Source organism: Pseudomonas sp. DCA-1 (assembly GCF_046523955.1).
In the GTDB taxonomy this organism is placed as follows: domain Bacteria; phylum Pseudomonadota; class Gammaproteobacteria; order Pseudomonadales; family Pseudomonadaceae; genus Aquipseudomonas; species Aquipseudomonas putida_Y.
Genome location: NZ_CP169881.1, coordinates 4,513,088 through 4,536,484, shown reverse-complemented (window position 1 = coordinate 4,536,484; position 23,397 = coordinate 4,513,088). Strand labels below are relative to the sequence as shown.

Sequence of the window (23,397 nt, the reverse complement as noted above, 5' to 3'; positions counted from 1 at the left end):
AGGTTCGTGAGGGGGCTGGGCAGCAATGCCGGCCCGCTGAACATCATTCGGAGATGGACATGACAGCGCTCTACATGATTATCGGCACCCTCGTGGCTCTGGGTGTGCTGGTCACTTTCCACGAATTCGGTCACTTCTGGGTGGCGCGCCGCTGCGGCGTCAAGGTGCTGCGTTTTTCGGTCGGTTTCGGCACGCCGCTGCTGCGGTGGCATGACCGCCACGGCACCGAGTTCGTTGTTGCGGCCATTCCTCTGGGCGGCTACGTCAAGATGCTCGACGAGCGCGAGGGCGATGTGCCGCCAGCGCTGGCCGGGCAGTCGTTCAACCGCAAGTCGGTGCGCCAGCGTATAGCGATTGTCGCCGCAGGCCCGATTGCCAACTTTCTGCTGGCTATCCTGTTCTTCTGGGTGCTGGCGATGCTGGGTACCCAGCAAATCCGACCGGTTATCGGTGCGGTCGACAGTGGCAGCCTGGCAGCATCGGCCGGGCTGACCGCGGGTCAGGAAATCGTTTCTGTTGACGGCAAGCCGACCAACGGATGGTCGGCGGTCAATCTGCAGCTGGTTCGTCGTCTGGGGGAGAGCGGTACCTTGCAGATTGGCGTGCGTGATGAGGGCGCCAGCAACGAGCGTCAGTTGCAGGTCAAGCTGGACAGCTGGCTCAAGGGCGCCGACGAGCCCGACCCGATTCAGTCCCTGGGGCTGCGCCCATGGCGCCCGGCGATCACGCCGGTGCTGGCCGAGATCGATCCGAAGGGGCCGGCTGCCGCTGCAGGCCTGAAAACCGGGGACAAGCTGCTGGCTCTGGATGGTGTGGCAGTGACCGAATGGCAGCAAGTTGTCGACAGCGTGCGTGCCCGCCCGGATGCCAGGGTAGTGGTGCGTGTGGAGCGCGATGGTGCAGCCCTGGAGTTGCCGGTGACCCTGGCCCGCAAGGGTGAGGGCAAGGCAGTGGGAGGCTATCTTGGCGCTGGCGTCAAGGGTGGCGAATGGCCTGCCAGCATGCTCCGCGAGATCAGCTACGGCCCGCTGGATGCGGTGGGTGAGAGCTTGTCGCGTACCTGGAACATGAGTGTCCTGACCCTTGAATCGCTGAAGAAAATGCTGTTCGGGGAGCTCTCGGTAAAAAACTTGAGTGGACCGATAACCATTGCTAAAGTGGCGGGCGCTTCAGCCCAGTCCGGCGTGGGGGATTTCCTGAATTTCCTGGCCTACCTGAGCATAAGCCTGGGGGTTCTTAACCTGCTGCCCATACCTGTGCTGGATGGGGGGCATTTGCTGTTTTACCTGGTCGAGTGGGCGCGCGGTCGTCCGCTGTCGGATCGGGTGCAAGGTTGGGGGGTTCAGATCGGTATCAGTTTGGTCATAGGGGTGATGTTGCTCGCCCTGATCAACGATCTGGGTCGACTATAAAGCTTCGCTCAATTGCGAACCTGTCGTTTGTGACGGCAGGTTGTTTATTGCCAGTTGGAATAAAAGGACTTCATGAAACGTCTGCTGCTAACTGCGGTCATGTCCGCACTGATGATCGCTGAAGTTCACGCCGAGTCCTTCACCATCTCCGATATTCGCGTCAACGGGCTGCAGCGGGTTTCCGCCGGCAGTGTGTTCGGTGCCTTGCCACTGAACGTTGGCGACCAGGCCGACGACCGTCGCCTGGTGGACTCGACTCGTTCCTTGTTCAAGACCGGGTTCTTCCAGGACATCCAGTTGAGCCGCGATGGCAATGTGCTGATCATCAACGTGGTCGAGCGCCCGTCGGTGTCGAGCATCGAGATTGAAGGCAACAAGGCGATCAGCACCGAAGACCTGATGAAGGGCCTGAAGCAATCGGGCCTGGCCGAAGGCGAAATCTTCCAGCGCGCCACCCTCGAAGGCGTGCGTAACGAGCTGCAGCGCCAGTACGTGGCCCAGGGCCGCTACTCGGCCGAGGTCGACGCCGAAGTGGTGCCGCAGCCGCGCAACCGTGTGGCGCTGAAGATCAAGATCAACGAAGGCACCGTCGCTGCCATCCAGCACATCAACATCGTTGGTAACAACGTATTCGACGACGAGACCCTGGGGCAGTTGTTCGAGCTGAAGACCACCAACTGGCTGTCGTTCTTCAAGAACGACGACAAGTACGCCCGTGAAAAGCTCTCCGGTGACCTGGAGCGCCTGCGCTCCTACTACCTGGACCGCGGCTACATCAACATGGACATTGCCTCCACCCAGGTGTCCATCACGCCGGACAAGAAGCACGTCTACATCACCGTCAACATCAACGAAGGCGAGAAATACACCGTTCGCGACGTGAAGCTGTCCGGTGATCTCAAGGTGCCGGAAGACCAGGTCAAGTCGCTGCTGCTGGTGCAACCGGGCCAGGTATTCTCGCGCAAGGTGATGACCACCACGTCCGAGCTGATCACCCGCCGTCTGGGTAACGAAGGCTATACCTTCGCCAACGTCAACGGCGTGCCACAGCCGAACGACCAGGACCACACCGTCGACATCATGTTCGTGGTCGACCCGGGCAAGCGTGCCTACGTCAACCGCATCAACTACCGCGGCAACACCAAGACCGAAGACGAAGTGCTGCGTCGCGAAATGCGCCAGATGGAAGGCGGCTGGGCTTCGACCTATCTGATCGATCAGTCCAAGACCCGTCTGGAGCGCCTGGGCTACTTCAAGGAAGTGAACGTCGAGACCCCGCAGGTGCCAGGCACCGACGACCAGGTCGACGTCAACTACAGCGTCGAAGAGCAGGCCTCTGGTTCGATCACCGCCAGCGTCGGTTTCGCCCAGAGCGCCGGCCTGATCCTCGGTGGTTCGATCAGCCAGAGCAACTTCCTCGGTACCGGTAACAAGGTATCCGTCGGTCTGACCCGTTCGGAGTACCAGACCCGCTACAACTTTGGCTTCGTTGATCCCTACTTCACTGCCGATGGCGTCAGCCTGGGTTATAACGCCTTCTATCGCAGCACCAATTACGACGACCTCGACGTCGACGTTGCCAGCTATGCGGTGGACAGCTACGGTGCCGGCGTCAGCCTGGGCTACCCGATCAGCGAGACTTCGCGCCTGACCTACGGCCTGAGCGTGCAGCAGGACAAGATCAAGACCGGCAAGTACACCGTTGACGAGATTTTCGACTTCCTCGAGCAGGAAGGTGACAATTTCCTGAACTTCAAGGCCTCGATCGGCTGGTCCGAGTCGACCCTGAACAAAGGCGTACTGGCCACCCGTGGTCACTCGCAAAGCCTGACCCTGGAGTCCACCATTCCGGGCAGCGACCTGTCGTTCTTCAAGCTTGACTACCGTGGCCAGCTGTTCAAACCGATCACCAACGACTACACCCTGCGCCTGCATACCGAGCTGGGCTATGGTGATGGTTACGGCAGCACCTCTGGCCTGCCGTTCTACGAGAATTATTTCGCGGGTGGTTTCAACTCTGTCCGTGGCTTCAAGGACAGCAGCCTGGGCCCACGCAGTACGCCTAGCCGCGGCGAGGCCAATGGCGGCAAGCCGGGCACTATCCGCGACCCGGATCAGGATCCGTTGCCGTTTGGTGGTAACGTGCTGGTGCAGGGCGGTGCCGAGCTGCTGTTCCCGCTGCCGTTCGTCAAGGACCAGCGTTCACTGCGCACCTCCGTGTTCTGGGACGTGGGTAACGTGTTCGACACCAATTGCGGCAACAAACCTGATTGCGAGAAGGTCGGGTTCTCGGGCATGGCCAGTTCGGTCGGCCTGGGCGTGACCTGGATTACCGCTCTGGGCCCGTTGAGCTTCAGTCTGGCAATGCCGGTCAAGAAGCCGGACGATGCCGATACCCAGGTGTTCCAATTCTCTCTGGGCCAGACCTTCTAAGGTCGGCCCCTGCTTAACGACAACGGTTTATCCAGGAGTGCATCGTGCGTAAATTGGCTCAACTGGCCGTAGTGGCCGCGGCGCTGGTCGCCACCCCGGCTTTCGCCGAAATGAAGGTTGCCGTCCTGAACTACCAGATGGCCCTGCTCGAGTCGGATGCCGCCAAGAAGTATGCGGTGGATGCCGAGAAAAAGTTCGGTCCGCAACTGACCAAGCTGAAAAGCCTGGAAAGCAGTGCCAAGGGCATCCAGGACCGCCTGATCAAGGGCGGCGACAAGATGCAGCAGCAGGAGCGTGAGCGCCTGGAGCTCGAGTTCAAGCAAAAGGCTCGCGACTTCCAGTTCCAGTCCAAGGAGCTGAACGAAGCCAAGGCCGTTGCTGATCGCGACATGCTCAAGCAGCTGAAGCCGAAGCTGGATGGCGCTGTCGAGGAAGTGATCAAGAAGGGCGGCTACGACCTGGTCCTCGAGCGTGGTGCGGTCATTGATGTCAAGCCTCAGTACGACATCACCCGCCAAGTCATCGAGCGCATGAACCAAGCCCGTTGATATGAGTGTGACCATGACGCTAGGCCAACTGGCCGAGGCACTTGGAGCCACCCTCAAGGGGCCCGAGGCGCTGCAGATTACCGGGCTGGCCACCTTGCAGGAGGCTGGCCCCGGTCAGTTGAGCTTCCTCGCCAACCCGCAGTACCGCAAATTCCTGGACGACAGCCAGGCGGCTGCAGTGCTGCTGAAGGCTGCGGATGCCGAAGGCTTTGCCGGCAATGCACTGATCGTCGCCGATCCGTACCTGGCCTACGCACGCATTTCCCACCTGTTCGACCCCAAACCCAAGGTTGTGGCGGGTATTCATCCCAGCGCCGTGGTAGCTGAGGACGCGCAGGTGGATGCCAGTGCCAGCATCGGGCCGTTCGCGGTCATCGAAAGCGGTGCGCGCATCGCCGCCAATGTCAGTGTGGGTGCACACTGCGTGGTCGGCGCACGTTGCGTGATCGGCGAGGGCGGTTGGCTGGCACCGAGGGTCACGCTGTATCACGACGTAACCATCGGCAAGCGTGTGGTCATTCAGTCGGGTGCCGTGATCGGCGGCGAGGGCTTCGGCTTTGCCAACGAGAAGGGCATCTGGCGCAAGATTGCACAGATCGGCGGCGTCACCATTGGTGATGACGTTGAGATCGGTGTCAATACTGCTGTCGACCGTGGCGCGCTGTCCGACACCCGGATCGGCGACGGGGTCAAGCTGGATAACCAGATCCAGATCGCTCACAACGTTCAGATCGGTGATCACACTGCCATGGCCGCTTGCGTCGGGATCTCCGGCAGCACGCGCATCGGCAAGCACTGCATGCTGGCCGGTGGTGTGGGGCTGGTTGGGCACATCGATATTTGCGATAACGTTTTCGTTTCCGGAATGACCATGGTTACCCGTTCGATCACTGAACCGGGTTCCTATTCTTCCGGCACTGCCATGCAGCCGCTGGCTGAATGGCGCAAGAGCGCCGCGCGTATCCGCCACCTGGACGACATGGCCAAGCGTCTCCAGCAGCTGGAAAAACGCGTCGATACCGTGACCTCAGGTGGCCTGCCGACATCAGAAGGCTGATACCATTCCCTGAGCAAGAGTGAACAGTCGCTAGCTGGCTCCTCTTTGGATTGCAAAAGGAGCGTGTGGTCAGCACCTGCGCTCCCTATTCTTATTACAGGCTTCCCCACCGAAATGATGGACATCAACGAGATTCGCGAATACCTGCCTCACCGCTACCCGTTCCTGCTGGTAGACCGTGTGACGGATCTGGACTTCGAGGCCCAGAGCATTCGTGCCTACAAGAATGTCAGCATCAACGAGCCGTTTTTCAATGGCCACTTCCCGGCACACCCGATCATGCCGGGTGTCCTGATCATCGAAGCCATGGCCCAGGCAGCCGGCATCCTTGGTTTCAAGATGCTCGATGCCAAGCCGGCCGATGGCACCCTGTACTACTTTGTCGGTTCCGACAAACTGCGTTTCCGTCAGCCGGTGCTGCCGGGTGACCAGCTTGTGCTGGAAGCCAAGTTCCTCAGCCGTAAAAGCATGATCTGGAAGTTCGAGTGCCGCGCCCTGGTCGACGGCAAGCCGGTCTGCTCGGCAGAAATCACCTGCGCGGAACGATCCCTATGAATTCGATTGATCCTCGGGCCATTATCGATCCGTCGGCCAGGCTGGCCGACGGCGTCGAGGTCGGCCCTTGGTCGATCGTTGGCCCTGATGTAGAAATCGGGGAGGGCACCGTTATCGGCCCGCATGTTGTGCTCAAAGGGCCGACCCGTATCGGCAAGCACAACCGTATCTTCCAGTTTTCCTCGATTGGTGAAGACACCCCGGACCTGAAGTACAAGGGTGAGCCGACGCGCCTGGTAATCGGCGATCACAATGTGATTCGCGAAGGGGTTACCATCCACCGCGGTACTGTTCAGGACCGTGCGGAAACCACCGTGGGCGACCACAACCTGATCATGGCCTATGCCCACATTGGCCACGACAGTGTCATCGGCAACCACTGCATCCTGGTAAACAATACGGCGCTGGCAGGTCATGTGCATGTGGGTGACTGGGCGATCCTGTCCGGTTACACCCTGGTTCACCAGTACTGCCACATTGGCGCCCACGCGTTTTCCGGTATGGGCACGGCGATTGGCAAGGACGTTCCGGCCTTCGTTACCGTGTTCGGCAGCCCGGCCGAAGCCCGCAGCATGAACTTCGAGGGCATGCGCCGCCGCGGTTTCAGCGACGAGGTGATCCATGTGCTGCGTCGTTGCTACAAGATTGTCTACCGTCAGGGCCTGACCGTCGAAGACGCACTCAAGGAGCTGGCTGAACCTGCCGCGCAACACCCCGAGGTCGAGCTGTTCCGTCAGTCGATCCTGAGCTCCGCTCGCGGCATCACGCGCTGATATGGCCCAGCTTTGCGTAGCGCTGGTCGCCGGTGAGGCCAGTGGCGATATTCTTGGTTCAGGCTTGATGCGCGCCCTCAAGGCGCGCCATCCCGACGTACGTTTCATCGGGGTTGGCGGCCCCTTGATGGAAGCCGAAGGCCTGCAATCCTATTTCCCCATGGAACGTCTGGCCGTCATGGGGCTGGTCGAGGTGCTGGGGCGCCTGCGCGAGCTGCTCAAGCGCCGCAAGTTGCTGATCCAGACCCTGATCGAAGAAAAGCCCGACGTATTTATCGGCATCGACGCCCCTGACTTCACCCTCAATATCGAGCTGAAGCTGCGTCAGGCCGGGATCAAGACCGTGCACTATGTCAGCCCGTCAGTGTGGGCTTGGCGGCAGAAGCGCGTGCTGAAGATTCGCGAGGGCTGCGACCTGATGCTGACGCTGTTGCCGTTCGAGGCGCGGTTCTACGAAGAGCAGGGTGTGCCAGTGCGTTTTGTCGGCCACCCGCTGGCAGACACCATCCCGCTTGAAGCCGACCGCTCTGCCGCGCGTGCCACGCTGGGCCTGGGCGAGGGGCCGGTGGTGGCACTGATGCCGGGCAGCCGGGGCGGCGAAGTAGGGCGCCTGGGCGCGTTATTCCTCGACGCCGCCGAGCGCCTCTGTCAACAAGTGCCGGGTGTGCGCTTCGTGTTGCCCTGCGCCAACGCCACGCGGCGTGCCCAGATCGAGCAGATGCTGGAAGGGCGCCAACTGCCGCTGACCCTGCTCGATGGCCAGTCCCACCAAGCCCTCGCGGCTTGTGACGCGGTGCTGATCGCCTCGGGCACCGCCACCCTCGAGGCGCTGCTGTACAAGCGGCCGATGGTGGTGGCGTACCGCCTTGCGCCCTTGACCTACTGGATTCTCAAGCGTCTGGTGAAAAGCCCTTACGTGTCATTGCCGAACCTGCTGGCCCAGCGAGAGCTGGTGCCCGAGTTGCTTCAAGACGACGCCACCAGCGAAGCGCTGGCCAACACCTTGGCGCCGCTGGTGCGCGATGGAAGCCAGCAGACCGAACGTTTCGACGAAATTCACCGCACCCTGCGCCGTGACGCCTCCAATCAGGCGGCCGAAGCGGTACTGGCCCTGCTCAAGGACCGCTGACATGCAAATTGGACTGGACTTCAACCTGGTAGAAGACCTGGTCGCCGGCGTTGACGAAGTGGGCCGTGGCCCGCTGTGTGGCGCGGTGGTCACGGCGGCGGTGATTCTTGATCCTGCACGGCCGATTCTCGGTCTGAACGATTCGAAGAAACTCACCGAGGCCAAGCGTGAGGCGCTGTTCGACGAGATCTGCGAAAAGGCCTTGAGCTTCTGCATCGCCCGCGCCGAAGTCGAGGAAATCGACAGTCTGAACATCCTGCAGGCCACCATGCTGGCCATGCAGCGGGCAGTGGAGGGTTTGCACATTACGCCGAAGCTGGCATTGATCGATGGCAATCGCTGTCCGAAGCTGGCTGTGCCTGCAGCACCGGTGGTCAAGGGGGACAGCCAGGTGCCGGCCATTGCGGCGGCATCGATCCTGGCCAAGGTGTCCCGTGACCGGGAGATGAGCGCCTTCGAACTGATCTACCCGGGGTATGGCATTGGCGGGCACAAGGGCTACCCGACCCCGGTGCATCTCGAGGCCTTGGCGCGCCTTGGGCCTACGCCCATTCATCGGCGATCCTTCGCCCCTGTGCGGGCGGCCTGGGAAGCGCGCGAAGGCGTCAGCGATTCCCTGATCTGACCTATTGAGGCCGCTTTGCGGCCCTTGGCGGGCACGCCCGCTCCCACAGGATTCATCGGTCTGAGCAGCGGTGCCGTACCTGTGGGAGCGGGCGTGCCCGCGAAGGGCTGCAAAGCAACCCCAAAAAAAGCCCCTAGTTAGGCTACAATCCCGCCCTTGTCGTTAAGCACTGCTACAGGATCTTCCATGTCGGTTTCCTTCGTTCACCTGCGCGTCCACTCCGAATTCTCGCTGGTTGACGGCCTGGTGCGGATCAAGCCGCTGGCCAAGGCGCTGACCGGGATGAACATGCCGGCGGTCGCCATCACCGATCAGAGCAACATGTGCTCGCTGGTGAAGTTCTACAAGACTGCCATGGGCGCCGGTATCAAACCGATCTGCGGTGCCGACCTGTGGCTGGCCGGTGCCGACCCGGAAGCCCCGCTGTCACGCATCTGCTTGCTGGCCATGGACCCCAAGGGCTATCGCAACCTCACCGAATTGATCTCGCGCGGCTGGACCGATGGCCAGCGCAACGGCCTGGTCATCCTCCAGCGTGAATGGATCGCCCCCGCCAGCGAGGGCCTGATTGCCCTTTCCGCGGGTAAGGAAGGCGACATCGGCATGGCCTTGCTGGCTGGGCGGCAAGATGAAGCCGAAGCGCTACTTCAAGACTGGATGGGCATGTTCCCCGAGCGCTTCTACGTTGAAGTGCAGCGCACCAATCGCGCACGCGACGAGGAATACGTGCATGCGGCGGTGGCGTTGGCCGACAAGCTTGGCGCCCCGCTGGTGGCTACCAACGACGTGCGCTTCATCAAGCAGACGGACTTCGACGCCCACGAAACCCGCGTATGCATCGGCGAGGGCTGGACCCTCGACGACCCGCGCCGTCCGCGTTGCTACAGCGACCAGCAGTACCTGAAGTCGGCAGAGGAAATGGCCGAGCTGTTCAGTGACCTGCCCGACGCCATCGCCAACACCGTCGAAATCGCCAAGCGCTGCAACATCCAGGTGCAGTTGGGCAAGTACTTCCTGCCTGACTTCCCCACGCCCAACGGCATGGGCATCGACGACTACCTGCGGCATGTGTCCCACGAAGGTCTGGAAGAGCGCCTGGCGGTGCTCTGGCCGAAAGAGACCACGCCCAATTATGAAGAAAAACGTCAGGTTTACCTGGACCGCTTGAAGTTCGAACTGGACATCATCATCCAGATGGGCTTCCCCGGTTACTTCCTGATTGTTATGGACTTCATCAAGTGGGCCAAGAACAACGATGTACCGGTTGGCCCGGGCCGCGGTTCGGGTGCTGGCTCGCTGGTGGCGTACGTACTGAAGATCACCGACCTCGACCCGCTGGCCTACGACCTGCTGTTCGAGCGCTTCCTCAACCCTGAGCGTGTTTCCATGCCCGACTTCGACGTCGACTTCTGCATGGACGGCCGTGACCGGGTGATCGACTACGTGGCCGAGGCCTACGGTCGTAATGCGGTGAGCCAGATCATCACCTTCGGTACCATGGCCGCCAAGGCAGTGGTACGTGACGTGGCGCGGGTACAAGGCAAATCCTATGGCCTGGCCGACCGCCTGTCGAAGATGATCCCCTTCGAAGTGGGCATGACTCTGGAGAAGGCCTACGAGCAGGAAGAAATCCTGCGCGACTTCCTCAAGGGCGACGAAGACGCCCGTGAGATCTGGGACATGGCCCTGAAGCTGGAGGGTGTGACCCGGGGTACCGGCAAGCACGCCGGTGGTGTTGTTATCGCACCGACCAAGCTCACCGATTTTTCGCCGATCGCCTGTGATGAAGAGGGTGGTGGCCTGGTAACCCAGTTCGACAAGGATGACGTCGAGGCCGCCGGCCTGGTGAAGTTCGACTTCCTCGGTCTGCGTACCTTGACCATCATCAAGTGGGCGATGGAGATCATCAACCGCGAGCAGGCCAAGAAGAACCTGCCCGACCTCAACATCGACTTCATCCCGCTGGACGACCGCAAGACTTACGAGCTGCTGCAGAAGGCCGAAACCACGGCGGTGTTCCAGCTTGAATCGCGTGGCATGAAGGAGCTGATCAAGAAGCTCAAGCCCGACTGCCTGGAAGACCTGATCGCACTGGTTGCGCTGTTCCGCCCGGGCCCGCTGCAGTCGGGCATGGTGGACGACTTCATCAACCGCAAGCACGGCCGCGCCGAGCTGGCCTACCCCCACTCCGACTACCAGTACGAAGGCCTCAAGCCAGTACTGGCGCCGACCTACGGCATCATCCTGTACCAGGAACAGGTGATGCAGATCGCCCAGGTGATGGCGGGTTACACCCTGGGTGGCGCCGACATGCTGCGCCGAGCCATGGGTAAGAAAAAGCCCGAGGAAATGGCCAAGCAGCGCGGTGGTTTCATCGAAGGTTGCGTAGCCAACAATATCGATGCGGACCTCGCCGGTAACATCTTCGACCTGGTAGAGAAGTTCGCGGGCTACGGCTTCAACAAATCCCACTCCGCCGCCTATGGCCTGGTGTCGTACCAGACCGCCTGGCTGAAAACCCACTACCCGGCGCCGTTCATGGCCGCGGTCCTGTCGGCGGATATGCACAACACCGACAAGGTGGTGGTGCTGGTGGAGGAGGTGCGCAGCATGAAGCTGCGCCTCGACGCGCCGGACGTGAACTTCTCGGACTTCAAGTTCACCGTCAACAACGACGGCCGGATCGTCTACGGCCTTGGCGCCATCAAGGGCGTCGGTGAAGGCCCGGTGGAGGCGATTGTCGAGGCCCGCGCCCAGGGTGGTCCGTTCAAGGACCTGTTCGATTTCTGTGAACGCATCGACCTCAAGCGGGTCAACAAGCGTACCCTTGATGCGCTGGTGCGCAGTGGCGCGCTGGACCGCCTTGGCCCGCACTTCCATGACGAGATCAAGGCCTACCACGCCAACATCGACATCAACCGGGCAACCTTGCTGTCGGCGCTGGGCGAGGCCATCAAGGCAGCCGAGCAGGCTGCGCACACCGCTGACAGTGGCCATGTCGACCTGTTCGGCGGCATGTTCGACGCGGCAGATGTCGACGTCTATGCCAACCATCGCAAGGTGCGCGAGCTCACCCTCAAGGAGCGTTTGAAGGGGGAGAAAGACACCCTTGGCCTGTACCTGACCGGCCACCCGATCGACGAGTACGAGACCGAAATTCGCCGCTTCGCCCGCCAGCGCATCGTCGACCTCAAGCCGTCGCGCGAAACCCAGACCATCGCCGGCATGATCATTGCGCTGCGGGTGATGAAGAACAAGAAGGGCGACAAGATGGGCTTTGTCACCCTGGATGACCGTTCCGGGCGGATCGAAGCATCGCTGTTTGCCGATGCCTTCATGGCGGCACAGTCTTTGCTGCAGACCGATGCCATGGTGGTGGTGGAAGGCGAGGTCAGCAATGACGACTTCTCCGGGGGCTTGCGCCTGCGGGTGAAGCAGGTGATGACCATGGAAGACGCGCGCACCAAGCTGGCTGAGAGCCTGCGCCTGAAGGTGGCGCACGACGCACTGAAAGGCGACCGGCTGAAGTGGCTGGGCGAGCTGATCACCCGCCATCGTGGTGCTTGCCCGATCACGCTGGAGTACACCGGCAGCGACGCCAAGGCCATGCTGCAGTTTGGCGAGCAGTGGGCGATCGACCCGGCCGATGGGCTGATTCAGGCGCTGCGTGACCAGTTCGGGCGTGAGAACGTCTTCCTGCAATATCGTTGAACCGACAAAAATTTAATCTCGACCTGAATGCGCCTGATCCCTTAAGGTATGGCGCCAAACGGATCAACCGGCCGGCCGCCTGGCCGTAGACCCAAGACGGATGACTATGAACCCGAATTTCCTCGATTTCGAACAGCCGATTGCCGACCTGCAAGCCAAGATCGAAGGCCTGCGCCTGGTGGGTAACGACAACTCGCTGAACATCAGCGATGAAATTGCCCGTCTGCAAGACAAGAGCAACACCCTGACCGAAAGCATCTTCGGCAACCTGACCAGCTGGCAGATCGCCCGCCTGGCCCGTCACCCGCGTCGTCCATACACCCTGGACTACCTGGAGCACATCTTCACCGAGTTCGAAGAGCTGCACGGGGACCGTCACTTCTCTGACGACGCCGCCATCGTGGGTGGTACTGCGCGTCTGGACGGCAAACCGGTGATGGTCATTGGCCACCAGAAGGGCCGTGAAGTGCGCGAGAAAGTGCGTCGCAACTTCGGCATGCCGCGCCCGGAAGGCTACCGCAAGGCCTGTCGCCTGATGGAAATGGCCGAACGCTTCAAGATGCCGATCCTGACCTTCATCGACACGCCGGGCGCCTACCCGGGTATTGACGCCGAAGAACGTAACCAGAGTGAAGCCATTGCCTGGAACCTGCGGGTCATGGCACGCCTGAAAACCCCGATCATCGCTACCGTGATTGGTGAGGGTGGTTCCGGTGGGGCACTGGCCATTGGCGTGTGCGACCAACTGAACATGCTGCAGTATTCCACCTATTCGGTTATCTCGCCGGAAGGCTGTGCTTCGATTCTGTGGAAAACTGCCGACAAAGCAGCAGACGCGGCCGAAGCCATGGGTATCACTGCCGAGCGCCTGAAGAGCCTGAACATTGTCGACAAGGTCATCCAGGAGCCGCTGGGCGGCGCCCACCGTGACCCGGCCAAGATGTCCGAAAGCATTCGTGCCGATCTGGTGCAGCAGCTGGACATGCTCGGCAAGTTCGACAACGACGCGCTGCTGGCCCGCCGTTACGAGCGCCTGATGAGCTACGGTCTCTGATTCTGATTTGCCCCGGGGGCCGTTTTTGTGGCCCTTGTGATTGACGGCACCGGCTTCGCCGGTGTTCGCGGGTAAACCCGCTCCTACAGGGAATGCACGGCCCCTGTGGGAGCGGGTTTACCCGCGAATGCGGCATCAAACCTTTCGAGGTCCTGATGATTGATCTCGCCCCCTGGCTCAACGCCCCCACCTGGTTCATCGCGTTCTCTGGCGGCCTCGATTCCACCGTCCTCCTGCACCAGCTGGCCGACTTCGCTTGCAAGCACACATCCCCCCCGCTGCGTGCCATTCATGTCCACCATGGCCTGCAGTCCGCTGCCGACGCATGGCCTGCTCATTGCCAAGCCATCTGCGACAATCTTGGCATCGAACTCCAGGTCATCCATGTCCAGGTCAGCCCCGGCGCCAGCCTTGAGCAGGCCGCTCGCGACGCCCGCTATGCCGCTTTCAGGCAAATGCTCGGCCCGGGCGACATCCTGTTCACTGGCCAGCACCGCGACGACCAGGCCGAGACCCTGCTGTTCCGCCTGTTGCGCGGCGCGGGCCTGCGCGGCCTGGCAGCCATGCCGGTGCAGCGGGCATTAGGGCGGGGCAGCCTGGTCAGGCCGTTGCTGGGTTGTTCCCGGCAGCAGTTGCAGGACTACGGCAAAGCCCAAGGGCTGGTCTGGATCGATGACCCGTCAAACGCCGATACACAATTCGCCCGCAACTACCTGCGCGGCGAAGTGATGCCGCACTTGCAGCAACGTTGGCCTCAGGCCAGCCAGAACTTCGCCCGTGCAGCAGAGCATCTGGGTGAGGCGCTGGGTTTGCTGGACGAACTGGCCCGGGAGGATCTGGCGCTTACGCGTAAGGGGGCGCCCATCGCCTGGCCGGGGCTGGATTCCCTCGACCTGGCCGCCCTGGTGGCGCTATCGTCGGCCCGTCAGCGCAATGCCTTGCAGTACTGGCTGAGCCAGCGCACCCGTTTGCCCGATACCCGGCACTGGGCCGGCTGGGCAGACCTGCGCGATGCCGCTGCCGATGCCCGGCCAGTCTGGCGGCTTGCCGATGGACGGTTGGTGCGTAGCCACGGGCGCATCTGGTGGTTGAGCGGTGATTGGCTACAGCAACCGGCTGGCTCGCTGGCCTGGCCCGAGCCTGATGTGCCATTGCGGTTGCCGGGCAATGGTAGCGTGCGTCTTGTTGGCGCAGCCGTGCCGGGCGGGTTGCACATTGCCTACCGTCAGGGTGGTGAAATGCTGGAGGTTCCCGGCCGTGGCCGGCGTGACCTCAAGCGCCTGCTCAACGAGCAACAGGTGCCGCATTTCCTGCGCTCGCGCCTGCCGTTGCTGTATCGCGGCGAATGCCTGCTGGCGGTAGCCAACCTGCCCGGGCTGGTGCAGGCGGATTGCCAGTTGCACTGGCAGTTACCGACGAACGCGCAAGGTTTGAGCTGAAGGGTACATTCCGGTAGACTACCCTCCCTTCTTGATACAACTTCTGTGGGTTCCGCGAAAACACAGGAGTTGCCGATTACCAAGCAGTTTTTTGCCGAGCTGATTCTGGAAATGACGAGCGAACGCCATGCCGGGGATACCCTGGCTGTACAGACGCGGCAGTTTTTCGAGATGCACTGTGATTGACGCAGGTGATCGGGGGCTTCGGCCTTCCTTCGCTTTCTCCGGCGGCGCTGGCCGCCTTAACGCAGACTTCTAGGGTTTTTCATGACGCGCTACATATTCGTCACGGGCGGTGTTGTTTCTTCATTGGGGAAAGGCATTGCCTCGGCTTCCCTGGCGGCCATCCTGGAAGCGCGGGGCCTGAAGGTCACCATGCTCAAGCTGGATCCGTACATCAACGTCGACCCGGGCACCATGAGCCCGTTCCAGCACGGTGAAGTTTTTGTCACCCATGATGGTGCCGAGACCGACCTCGACCTGGGTCACTACGAGCGGTTCATCCGCACCACCATGACCCAGAACAACAACTTCACCACTGGCCGTATCTACGAGCACGTGCTGCGTAAAGAGCGTCGTGGTGATTACCTGGGCGCGACCATCCAGGTCATCCCGCACATCACCGACGAAATCAAGCGTCGCATCATCAAGGGTGCCGGCGATGCCGACGTGGCCCTGGTGGAAATCGGCGGTACCGTGGGTGATATCGAGTCGCAGCCGTTCCTCGAGGCGATTCGCCAGCTGCGCGTCGAAGTGGGTTCCAAGCGTGCCATGCTGATGCACCTGACCCTGGTCCCGTACATCGCCACCGCTGGCGAAACCAAGACCAAGCCGACCCAGCACTCGGTCAAGGAACTGCGCTCCATCGGCCTGCAGCCTGACGTGCTGATCTGCCGCTCCGACCACCCGGTCGATGCTTCGTCGCGTCGCAAGATCGCGCTGTTCACCAACGTTGAAGAGCGTGCGGTGATTTCGCTGGAAGACGTCGACACCATCTACAAGATCCCGGGCGTACTGCACGCACAGGGCCTGGACGACTTCGTCGTCGAGCGTTTCGGCCTGCAGTGCAATGGCGCCGACCTGTCCGAGTGGGACAAGGTGGTCGATGCCAAGCTCAACCCGGAGCACGAAGTGACCATCGCCATGGTCGGCAAGTACATGGAGCTGCTGGATGCGTACAAGTCGCTCATCGAAGCGATGAGCCACGCCGGCATTACCAACCGTACCAAGGTCAACCTGCGTTACATCGACTCGGAAGACATCGAGAACCAGGGTACCAGCCTGCTGGAAGGCGCTGATGCCATCCTGGTTCCGGGTGGTTTCGGCCTGCGTGGCGTGGAAGGCAAGATTACCGCGGTGCAATATGCCCGTGAAAACAAGGTGCCGTACCTGGGTATCTGCCTGGGCATGCAGGTGGCCGTCATCGAGTTCGCCCGTAACGTGATGGGCTGGAAGGACGCCAACTCCACCGAGTTCGACCGTAACAGCGGCCACCCCGTGGTCGGCCTGATCACCGAGTGGGCCGATGCCACGGGTGCCGTCGAGACCCGCGACGAGGCTTCCGACCTGGGCGGCACCATGCGCCTGGGCGCACAGGACTGCCAGCTGGCTGCCGGCTCCAAAGTGCACGACTGCTACGGCAAGGACGTGATTACCGAGCGTCACCGTCACCGCTACGAAGTGAACAACAACCTGCTTCCACAACTGGTGGACGCTGGCCTGGTGGTTTCCGGTCGTTCCGAAGACGGCGCGCTGGTGGAAGTGGTCGAATCCAAGGACCACCCATGGTTCGTCGCCTGCCAGTTCCACCCGGAGTTCACCTCCACCCCGCGTGACGGCCACCCGCTGTTCAGTGGTTTCGTCAAGGCAGCCCTGGCTCAGAAGAACAAGGCCTGATCAATGACTCAGAAGATCATTCGCGTCGGTAACATCGAGATCGCCAACGACAAGCCGTTCGTCCTGTTCGGCGGCATGAACGTCCTGGAGTCCCGTGACCTGGCAATGAAGGTCTGCGAAGAGTACGTGCGGGTTACCGAAAAGCTTGGTATCCCGTATGTGTTCAAGGCCAGCTTCGACAAGGCCAACCGTTCGTCGGTAACGTCCTACCGTGGGCCTGGCCTGGAAGAAGGGCTGAAGATCTTCGAAGAGATCAAGCGCACCTTCAATGTGCCGGTGATTACCGACGTGCACGAGCCGTATCAGGCCGAGCCGGTGGCCAAGGTGTGTGACATCATCCAGCTGCCGGCCTTCCTGTCGCGGCAGACCGATCTGGTGGTGGCCATGGCCAAGACCGGTGCGGTGATCAACATCAAGAAGGCCCAGTTCCTCGCACCTCAGGAAATGAAACACATCCTGGCCAAGTGCGAAGAGGCCGGTAATGACCAGTTGATCCTCTGCGAGCGTGGTTCAAGCTTCGGCTACAACAACCTGGTAGTGGACATGCTCGGCTTCGGTATCATGAAGCAGTTCGAGTACCCTGTGTTCTTCGACGTGACCCATGCCCTGCAGATGCCGGGTGGTCGCGCCGATTCTGCCGGTGGCCGCCGCGCCCAGGTTACCGACCTGGCCAAGGCCGGCATGAGCCAGGGCCTGGCCGGGCTGTTCCTCGAAGCGCATCCCGACCCGGACAACGCCAAGTGCGATGGTCCGTGCGCGCTGCGCCTGGACAAACTGGAGCCATTCCTGGCCCAGCTCAAGCAACTGGACGACCTGGTGAAAAGTTTTCCGACGGTAGAAACCGCGTAAAGCTCATTTCTCGGGTAAAGTACTGCCCGTTCCACCCCTGACCCGCCGGTCAGGGGCTCCCTTCACTTGGCCTGCCAATCGCAATCTCAGCCAGGTGAACGGCAAGAATTCTCTAAGCTGCGTTGTTTTCGTCAATTCTGGAGTGCTTACAACAATGGCAAAAATCGTCGACATCAAAGGTCGTGAAGTTCTCGATTCGCGTGGCAACCCCACTGTGGAAGCCGATGTACTGCTCGACAACGGCATCATCGGCAGCGCTTGCGCGCCGTCCGGTGCTTCCACCGGCTCGCGCGAAGCGCTGGAGCTGCGTGATGGCGACAAGAGCCGTTATATGGGCAAGGGCGTGCTGAAGGCCGTCGCCAACATCAACGGCCCGATCCGTGACCTGCTGCTGGGCAAGGACCCTTCCGACCAGAAGGCTCTGGACCGCGCCATGATCGAACTGGACGGTACCGAGAACAAGGCCAAGCTGGGCGCCAACGCCATCCTGGCTGTTTCCCTGGCTGCCGCCAAAGCAGCTGCCCAGGACCAGGACCTGCCGCTGTACGCGCACATCGCCAACCTGAACGGCACCCCAGGCGAGTACTCGATGCCGGTTCCGATGATGAACATCATCAACGGTGGCGAGCATGCCGACAACAACGTTGACATCCAGGAGTTCATGGTTCAGCCGGTTGGCGCCAAGACCTTCTCTGACGGCCTGCGCATGGGCACCGAAATCTTCCACCACCTCAAGGCTGTACTGAAGGCCCGTGGCCTGAACACCGCCGTAGGTGATGAAGGTGGTTTCGCCCCTAACCTGGCATCCAACGAAGACGCCTTGGGCGCCATCGCCGAAGCTGTCGAAAAAGCCGGCTACAAGCTGGGCGCCGACGTGACCCTGGCTCTGGACTGCGCGGCTTCCGAATTCTACGAAGACGGCAAGTACAACCTGTCCGGTGAAGGCAAGTCGTTCGACGCCGAAGGCTTCGCCGACTACCTGAAAGGCCTGACCGAGCGTTTCCCGATCATTTCGATCGAAGACGGCCTGGACGAGTCCGACTGGGCTGGCTGGAAAATCCTCACTGACAAGATCGGTGAAAAAGTCCAGCTGGTCGGTGACGACCTGTTCGTGACGAACACCAAGATCCTCAAGGAAGGCATCGAGAAGGGCATTGGTAACTCGATCCTGATCAAGTTCAACCAGATCGGCTCGCTGACCGAAACCCTGGAAGCCATCCAGATGGCCAAAGCTGCCGGTTACACTGCAGTGATCTCGCACCGTTCCGGTGAAACCGAGGACTCGACCATCGCCGACCTGGCTGTGGGTACTGCTGCTGGCCAGATCAAGACGGGTTCGCTGTGCCGTTCCGACCGCGTTTCCAAGTACAACCAGCTGCTGCGCATCGAAGAGCAACTGGGCGCCAAAGCGGTTTACCGCGGTCGTGCCGAGTTTCGCGGCTAAGCAAGAGATGGTAAAAAGGCAGCAGCCGAAGTTGTAGGAACGTTCGTACTGAACTTTCCTACGTACCAACGGGTTTCTGTCGACGAAGCCTGGCCTCGGCCAGGCTTCGTGCTATTCGAGGCCCCGAAGTAAAACGCGGCAGCTTTTTAACCTGGATAACGTGATGCGCAGTCCCTATTGGTTGTTCCTCGTTCTGCTCTTGCTGTTGGGTGGCCTGCAGTACCGCCTGTGGGTGGGTAGCGGCAGCCTGGCGCAAGTAACCGAACTGAAGCAGCAGATTGCCGATCAGCATGCCGAAAACGAGCGCTTGCTCGAGCGTAATCGCGTGCTCGATGCTGAAGTGCTAGAGCTGAAAAAAGGCATGGAGACCGTTGAAGAACGAGCCCGCCATGAATTGGGGATGGTAAAAGAGGGCGAAACCCTCTTCCAGTTGCCACAGAAATGATCGATACCTTGCCGGCCTTCTGGGCCGTGATTCCTGCGGCGGGTGTAGGTGCCCGCATGGCTGCCGACCGCCCCAAGCAATACCTGGAGCTGGCTGGGCAGACGCTACTCGAGCACAGCCTCGACTGTTTTCTTGGCCATCCGGCGCTTAAAGGCGTGGTGGTCAGCATTGCCGAAGACGACCCGTACTGGCCTGGCCTGCGCTATGCCAGCGACCCACGCATCCAGCGCGCGGCAGGTGGCCGTGAGCGAGCTGACTCGGTGCTTAACGCCTTGCTGATGCTGCATGCCCAAGGGGCGGCTGACAGCGACTGGGTACTGGTGCACGATGCCGCGCGGCCGAACCTGGCACGCAGCGACCTGGACAAGCTGTTGTCGGAGCTGGCGTACGATCCGGTGGGTGGTCTGCTGGCGGTGCCGGCGCGCGATACCCTCAAGCGCGCCGACAGTAATGGCCGGGTGAGTGCTACTGTGGACCGCAGCACGATCTGGCAGGCGTACACACCTCAGATGTTCCGCCTTGGAGCGTTGCATCGGGCGCTGGCCGAATGCCTGGTGTCGGATGTGGTGGTGACCGACGAGGCTTCTGCCATCGAATGGTCCGGTCAGGCGCCGCGGCTCGTGGAAGGGCGCAGTGACAACATAAAGGTGACCCGGCCCGACGATCTCGAATGGTTGCGCCAGCGCTGGGCGGGTAAACGCTGAACATTCTCCTGTACTGGCCTTTTCGCGGGTTCACCCGACGAGGCCAGTACATGCAGTACATCCCGTTAGCCGAACCGGTATTCCGGCAACCCTGCCAACCCCTCCTTCAGGTAATCCACCAGCCGTCGCACCTTCGGCGACAGGTGCCTCTGCTGCGGATACAGCGCCCAAACCGCGGTATTCGGCGGCTGGTGCGCCTCAAGCAGCGACACCAGCGCGCCGCTATTGAGGTGTTCCAATACGTAGTAATCCGGCAACTGGCACAACCCTATCCCTTGTAACGCCGCATCCAGCACGGCCTGGCCACTGTTGCAGCGCCAGTTACCCTGTACCCGCTGGCTGATCTCACGGCCATCCTGCTGTAGTGCCCATAAGTCCGAACTCCCCACCAGGCAATTGTGCCGCGCCAGCTCGGACAGGCTGTGTGGCCGGCCATAGCGCTCAAGATAGGCCGGCGAGGCGCACAGGTACATGCGCCTCGGCGCCAGACGGGTGGCCACCAACCGAGAGTCGGCCAGGCGGCCCAGGCGGATGGCCAGGTCCATGCCTTCATGCAGCAGGTCGAGGGTGTGGTTGCTCAGCTCCACATCCACGCGCAGCTGCGGGTACAGCGCCATGAATCGTGTCACCAGCGGCACGATGAAGCGCTCGCCGTAGGCCACAGCGCAGGTCATGCGCAGCAAGCCCTTGGGTTCGCTGGCCAGGTCGCCCATGGCGCGCAACGCTTCCTCACGGCCATCCTGCAAGCGCTGGCAGTGCTGCAGGAAGGTCTGCCCGGCCTCGCTCAGGGTTACCCGGCGGGTACTGCGGTACAGCAAGCGCGTTTGCAGGCGTTCCTCCAGCCGGGCGATCTGCCGGCTGATGTGCGATGAGGAGACCCCCAGGCGTTCGGCGGCGGCAGTGAACTGGCCCGATTCGGCCACGGCGACAAATTCGTCGATGCCTTCCCATCGGCTGCTCATTGATTATCCCTGTATGGCAATAATGTTTTGTCTTTGGCCTGATTATTCATCAAAAGGCGCTGAATTACACTGCGAGACTGAATCGACCCACTGTCTGGAGACCTTTGATGATCAAGTCCCGTGCTGCCGTAGCCTTCGAAGCCAAGAAACCCCTGGAAATCGTCGAAGTCGACGTGGCCATGCCAAAGGCCGGTGAAGTGCTGCTGCGCGTGGTCGCCAGCGGTGTCTGCCACACCGATGCCTATACCCTGTCCGGTGCTGACCCGGAAGGTATCTTCCCATCGATCCTCGGCCACGAAGGTGGTGCAATTGTCGAAGCGGTAGGCGAGGGGGTCACCTCGGTCGCCGTGGGCGACCACGTCATCCCGCTGTACACCCCGGAATGCGGCAAGTGCAAGTTCTGCCTCTCGGGCAAGACCAACCTGTGCCAGGCCATCCGCGCCACCCAGGGCAAGGGCCTGATGCCGGACGGCACCACGCGCTTCTCGTACAAGGGCCAGGAGTTGTTCCACTACATGGGTACCTCGACCTTCTCCGAGTACACCGTGCTGCCGGAAATTTCCGTGGCCAAGATCCAGAAAGAAGCACCACTGGAAAAGGTCTGCCTGCTGGGCTGCGGCGTCACCACCGGTATCGGCGCGGTACTCAACACTGCCAAGGTCAAGCCGGGTGATACCGTGGCCATCTTCGGCCTCGGTGGCATCGGTCTGTCGGCCGTGATCGGTGCGGTCAAGGCCAAGGCCTCACGTATCATCGCCATCGACATCAACCCGGCCAAGTTCGAAATCGCCCGCCAACTGGGTGCCACCGATTGCGTCAACCCGAAAGATTACGATCGCCCGATCCAGGAAGTGATCGTCGACCTCACCGATGGTGGCGTGGACTTCTCCTTCGAGTGCATCGGCAACGTTCAGCTGATGCGCGCCGCTCTGGAATGCTGCCACAAGGGTTGGGGTGAGTCGGTGATCATCGGTGTGGCCGGTGCCGGCCAGGAAATTTCCACGCGTCCGTTCCAGCTGGTGACCGGTCGCGTGTGGCGTGGTTCGGCGTTTGGCGGCGTGCGTGGCCGCAGCGAGCTGCCAAGCTACGTGGAAATGTCCGAGAAAGGCGAGATCCCGCTGGACACCTTCATCACCCACACGATGGGTCTGGAAGACATCAACAAGGCCTTCGACCTGATGCATGAAGGCAAGAGCATCCGTAGCGTGATCCACTTCTGAGGTCTGCCATGAGCCTGGATAACATCTCCTGCCAGAAAAGCTTCGGCGGCTGGCACAAGCGTTACCGGCATCACTCCAAGGTGCTGGGTTGCGACATGGTGTTTGCTGTGTACCTGCCGCCGCAGGCCGAGCAGGGCGAAAAGCTGCCGGTGCTGTACTGGCTCAGCGGCCTCACCTGCACCGACGAGAACTTCATGCAGAAGGCCGGCGCCCAGCGTCTGGCCGCCGAGCTGGGGCTGATCATCGTTGCCCCAGATACCAGCCCGCGTGGCGAGCAGGTGCCGGGCGACCCGGACGGCGCCTGGGACTTCGGCCTGGGCGCTGGCTTCTACCTCAACGCCACCCAGCAACCCTGGGCCCAGCACTACCGCATGCACGACTATGTGGTGGAGGAGTTGCCAGCCCTGATCGAGGCGCACTTCCCGGCGTCGGGCGAGCGTAGCATCAGCGGCCACTCCATGGGTGGGCACGGCGCGCTGGTGTGCGCCTTGCGCAACCCGGGGCGCTACCGGTCGGTGTCGGCATTCTCGCCGATCAGCAATCCGATGGATTGTCCGTGGGGCGAGAAGGCCTTCAGCCGCTACCTGGGTGAAGACCGTGGGCGCTGGCGTGAGTGGGATGCCAGCGTGCTGCTGGCCGAAACCCCTGCTGGCCAATGCCCGCCGTTGCTGGTGGATCAGGGCGACCGTGACGATTTCCTCGAGAAGCAGCTCAAGCCTGAAGCGCTGGAACAGGCGGCACGCAAAGGTGGCCATGAAATGACCCTGCGTATGCAGCCGGGCTATGACCATAGCTATTACTTCATTGCCAGCTTCATCGAGGAGCACCTGCGTCATCATGCGGTGGCACTGGGGCGGGTGTAAGGCGTAGCTTTTTCGGTGCCTGGGAGATCGGGCGCCGCCCGCGCGGCGCATCGCGAGCTGCGCTCGCTCCTACGTTTGTTTCGGGCCAGTAACGCCTGTGCCAATGCGCGCGACCGCCTTGTTCGTCCAACGTGATATCGAGCCATGCAGCAAAATGCTCGCGCGCAAATCCCTCAGAAATAACTGGCCCGAAACAAACGTAGGAGCGAGCGCAGTTCGCGATGCGCCGCGCGGGCGGCGCCGATCTCCCAGGCGCCGACAATGCCGCGTAAATCACC

At 61.5% G+C, this 23,397-nt stretch carries 19 protein-coding genes; 18 read left to right on the top strand and 1 reads right to left on the bottom strand.

The genetic code is table 11. From position 1 onward, the window contains the following. Positions 1 to 59: 59 nt before the first annotated feature. From rseP to ispD, 16 genes are all read left to right on the top strand, one after another. Positions 60 to 1,412, top strand: coding sequence for an RIP metalloprotease RseP (rseP, locus tag ACE4QZ_RS21415; protein WP_103462960.1), 1,353 nt, complete (start codon positions 60 to 62; stop codon positions 1,410 to 1,412). Between the two features lie 72 nt (positions 1,413 to 1,484). Then, positions 1,485 to 3,845 (top strand): outer membrane protein assembly factor BamA, encoded by a 2,361-nt coding sequence (gene bamA, locus ACE4QZ_RS21410; protein ID WP_103462959.1) that lies wholly within the window; start codon positions 1,485 to 1,487, stop codon positions 3,843 to 3,845. A 44-nt stretch (positions 3,846 to 3,889) separates the two neighbouring features. After that, positions 3,890 to 4,393 (top strand): OmpH family outer membrane protein, encoded by a 504-nt coding sequence (locus ACE4QZ_RS21405; protein WP_003252311.1) that lies wholly within the window; start codon positions 3,890 to 3,892, stop codon positions 4,391 to 4,393. Position 4,394: 1 nt separating this feature from the next. Beyond that, positions 4,395 to 5,450, top strand: a complete 1,056-nt coding sequence (gene lpxD, locus ACE4QZ_RS21400) for a UDP-3-O-(3-hydroxymyristoyl)glucosamine N-acyltransferase (RefSeq protein WP_410480169.1) — start codon at positions 4,395 to 4,397, stop codon at positions 5,448 to 5,450. Positions 5,451 to 5,564: 114 nt separating this feature from the next. After that, the gene (gene fabZ, locus ACE4QZ_RS21395) at positions 5,565 to 6,005 is read left to right on the top strand and encodes a 3-hydroxyacyl-ACP dehydratase FabZ (RefSeq protein ID WP_003252314.1); all 441 of its coding nucleotides are present in this window, start codon (positions 5,565 to 5,567) and stop codon (positions 6,003 to 6,005) included. Continuing rightward, the gene (lpxA, locus tag ACE4QZ_RS21390) at positions 6,002 to 6,778 is read left to right on the top strand and encodes an acyl-ACP--UDP-N-acetylglucosamine O-acyltransferase (protein WP_021785907.1); all 777 of its coding nucleotides are present in this window, start codon (positions 6,002 to 6,004) and stop codon (positions 6,776 to 6,778) included. The genes fabZ and lpxA overlap by 4 nt, the downstream gene beginning before the upstream one ends. 1 nt (position 6,779) lies before the next feature. Next, positions 6,780 to 7,907 (top strand): lipid-A-disaccharide synthase, encoded by a 1,128-nt coding sequence (lpxB, locus tag ACE4QZ_RS21385; RefSeq protein WP_028698302.1) that lies wholly within the window; start codon positions 6,780 to 6,782, stop codon positions 7,905 to 7,907. 1 nt (position 7,908) lies between these two features. Further along, on the top strand, positions 7,909 to 8,532 hold the full coding sequence (gene rnhB / locus ACE4QZ_RS21380) for a ribonuclease HII (RefSeq protein WP_103462958.1): 624 nt from the start codon (positions 7,909 to 7,911) through the stop codon (positions 8,530 to 8,532). A gap of 186 nt (positions 8,533 to 8,718) precedes the next feature. After that, entirely contained in the window at positions 8,719 to 12,243 is a 3,525-nt protein-coding gene (gene dnaE, locus ACE4QZ_RS21375) for a DNA polymerase III subunit alpha (RefSeq protein WP_103462957.1), read from the top strand. A gap of 106 nt (positions 12,244 to 12,349) precedes the next feature. Then, on the top strand, positions 12,350 to 13,297 hold the full coding sequence (locus tag ACE4QZ_RS21370) for an acetyl-CoA carboxylase carboxyltransferase subunit alpha (protein WP_003252323.1): 948 nt from the start codon (positions 12,350 to 12,352) through the stop codon (positions 13,295 to 13,297). 155 nt (positions 13,298 to 13,452) lie between these two features. Further along, positions 13,453 to 14,736 (top strand): tRNA lysidine(34) synthetase TilS, encoded by a 1,284-nt coding sequence (gene tilS / locus ACE4QZ_RS21365; RefSeq protein WP_103463170.1) that lies wholly within the window; start codon positions 13,453 to 13,455, stop codon positions 14,734 to 14,736. A gap of 267 nt (positions 14,737 to 15,003) precedes the next feature. Further along, a complete protein-coding gene (locus ACE4QZ_RS21360) occupies positions 15,004 to 16,632 on the top strand; it encodes a CTP synthase (RefSeq protein ID WP_012270851.1) in 1,629 nt (542 codons plus the stop codon). Between the two features lie 3 nt (positions 16,633 to 16,635). Continuing rightward, positions 16,636 to 17,481 (top strand): 3-deoxy-8-phosphooctulonate synthase, encoded by an 846-nt coding sequence (gene kdsA / locus ACE4QZ_RS21355; protein ID WP_021785900.1) that lies wholly within the window; start codon positions 16,636 to 16,638, stop codon positions 17,479 to 17,481. Positions 17,482 to 17,635: 154 nt separating this feature from the next. Then, on the top strand, positions 17,636 to 18,925 hold the full coding sequence (gene eno, locus ACE4QZ_RS21350) for a phosphopyruvate hydratase (RefSeq protein ID WP_103462956.1): 1,290 nt from the start codon (positions 17,636 to 17,638) through the stop codon (positions 18,923 to 18,925). Between the two features lie 163 nt (positions 18,926 to 19,088). After that, positions 19,089 to 19,370: a cell division protein FtsB gene (gene ftsB, locus ACE4QZ_RS21345; RefSeq protein ID WP_021785898.1), complete on the top strand. Its 282-nt coding sequence runs from the start codon at positions 19,089 to 19,091 to the stop codon at positions 19,368 to 19,370. Further along, positions 19,367 to 20,074 carry a 2-C-methyl-D-erythritol 4-phosphate cytidylyltransferase gene (ispD, locus tag ACE4QZ_RS21340; RefSeq protein WP_103462955.1) on the top strand — a complete coding sequence of 236 codons (708 nt, stop codon included), beginning with the start codon at positions 19,367 to 19,369 and terminating at the stop codon, positions 20,072 to 20,074. Before ftsB ends, ispD begins: the two co-directional genes overlap by 4 nt. Positions 20,075 to 20,139: 65 nt before the next feature. Here ispD and ACE4QZ_RS21335 read toward each other — a convergent pair whose 3' ends face one another. Then, positions 20,140 to 21,036, bottom strand: a complete 897-nt coding sequence (locus ACE4QZ_RS21335; protein WP_021785896.1) for a LysR substrate-binding domain-containing protein — start codon at positions 21,034 to 21,036, stop codon at positions 20,140 to 20,142. Positions 21,037 to 21,143: 107 nt separating this feature from the next. Here ACE4QZ_RS21335 and ACE4QZ_RS21330 point away from each other — a divergent pair, with 107 nt between their 5' ends. After that, entirely contained in the window at positions 21,144 to 22,256 is a 1,113-nt protein-coding gene (locus ACE4QZ_RS21330) for an S-(hydroxymethyl)glutathione dehydrogenase/class III alcohol dehydrogenase (RefSeq protein ID WP_021785895.1), read from the top strand. An 8-nt stretch (positions 22,257 to 22,264) separates the two neighbouring features. Beyond that, positions 22,265 to 23,119 (top strand): S-formylglutathione hydrolase, encoded by an 855-nt coding sequence (gene fghA / locus ACE4QZ_RS21325; protein WP_014592130.1) that lies wholly within the window; start codon positions 22,265 to 22,267, stop codon positions 23,117 to 23,119. Positions 23,120 to 23,397 lie beyond the last annotated feature (278 nt).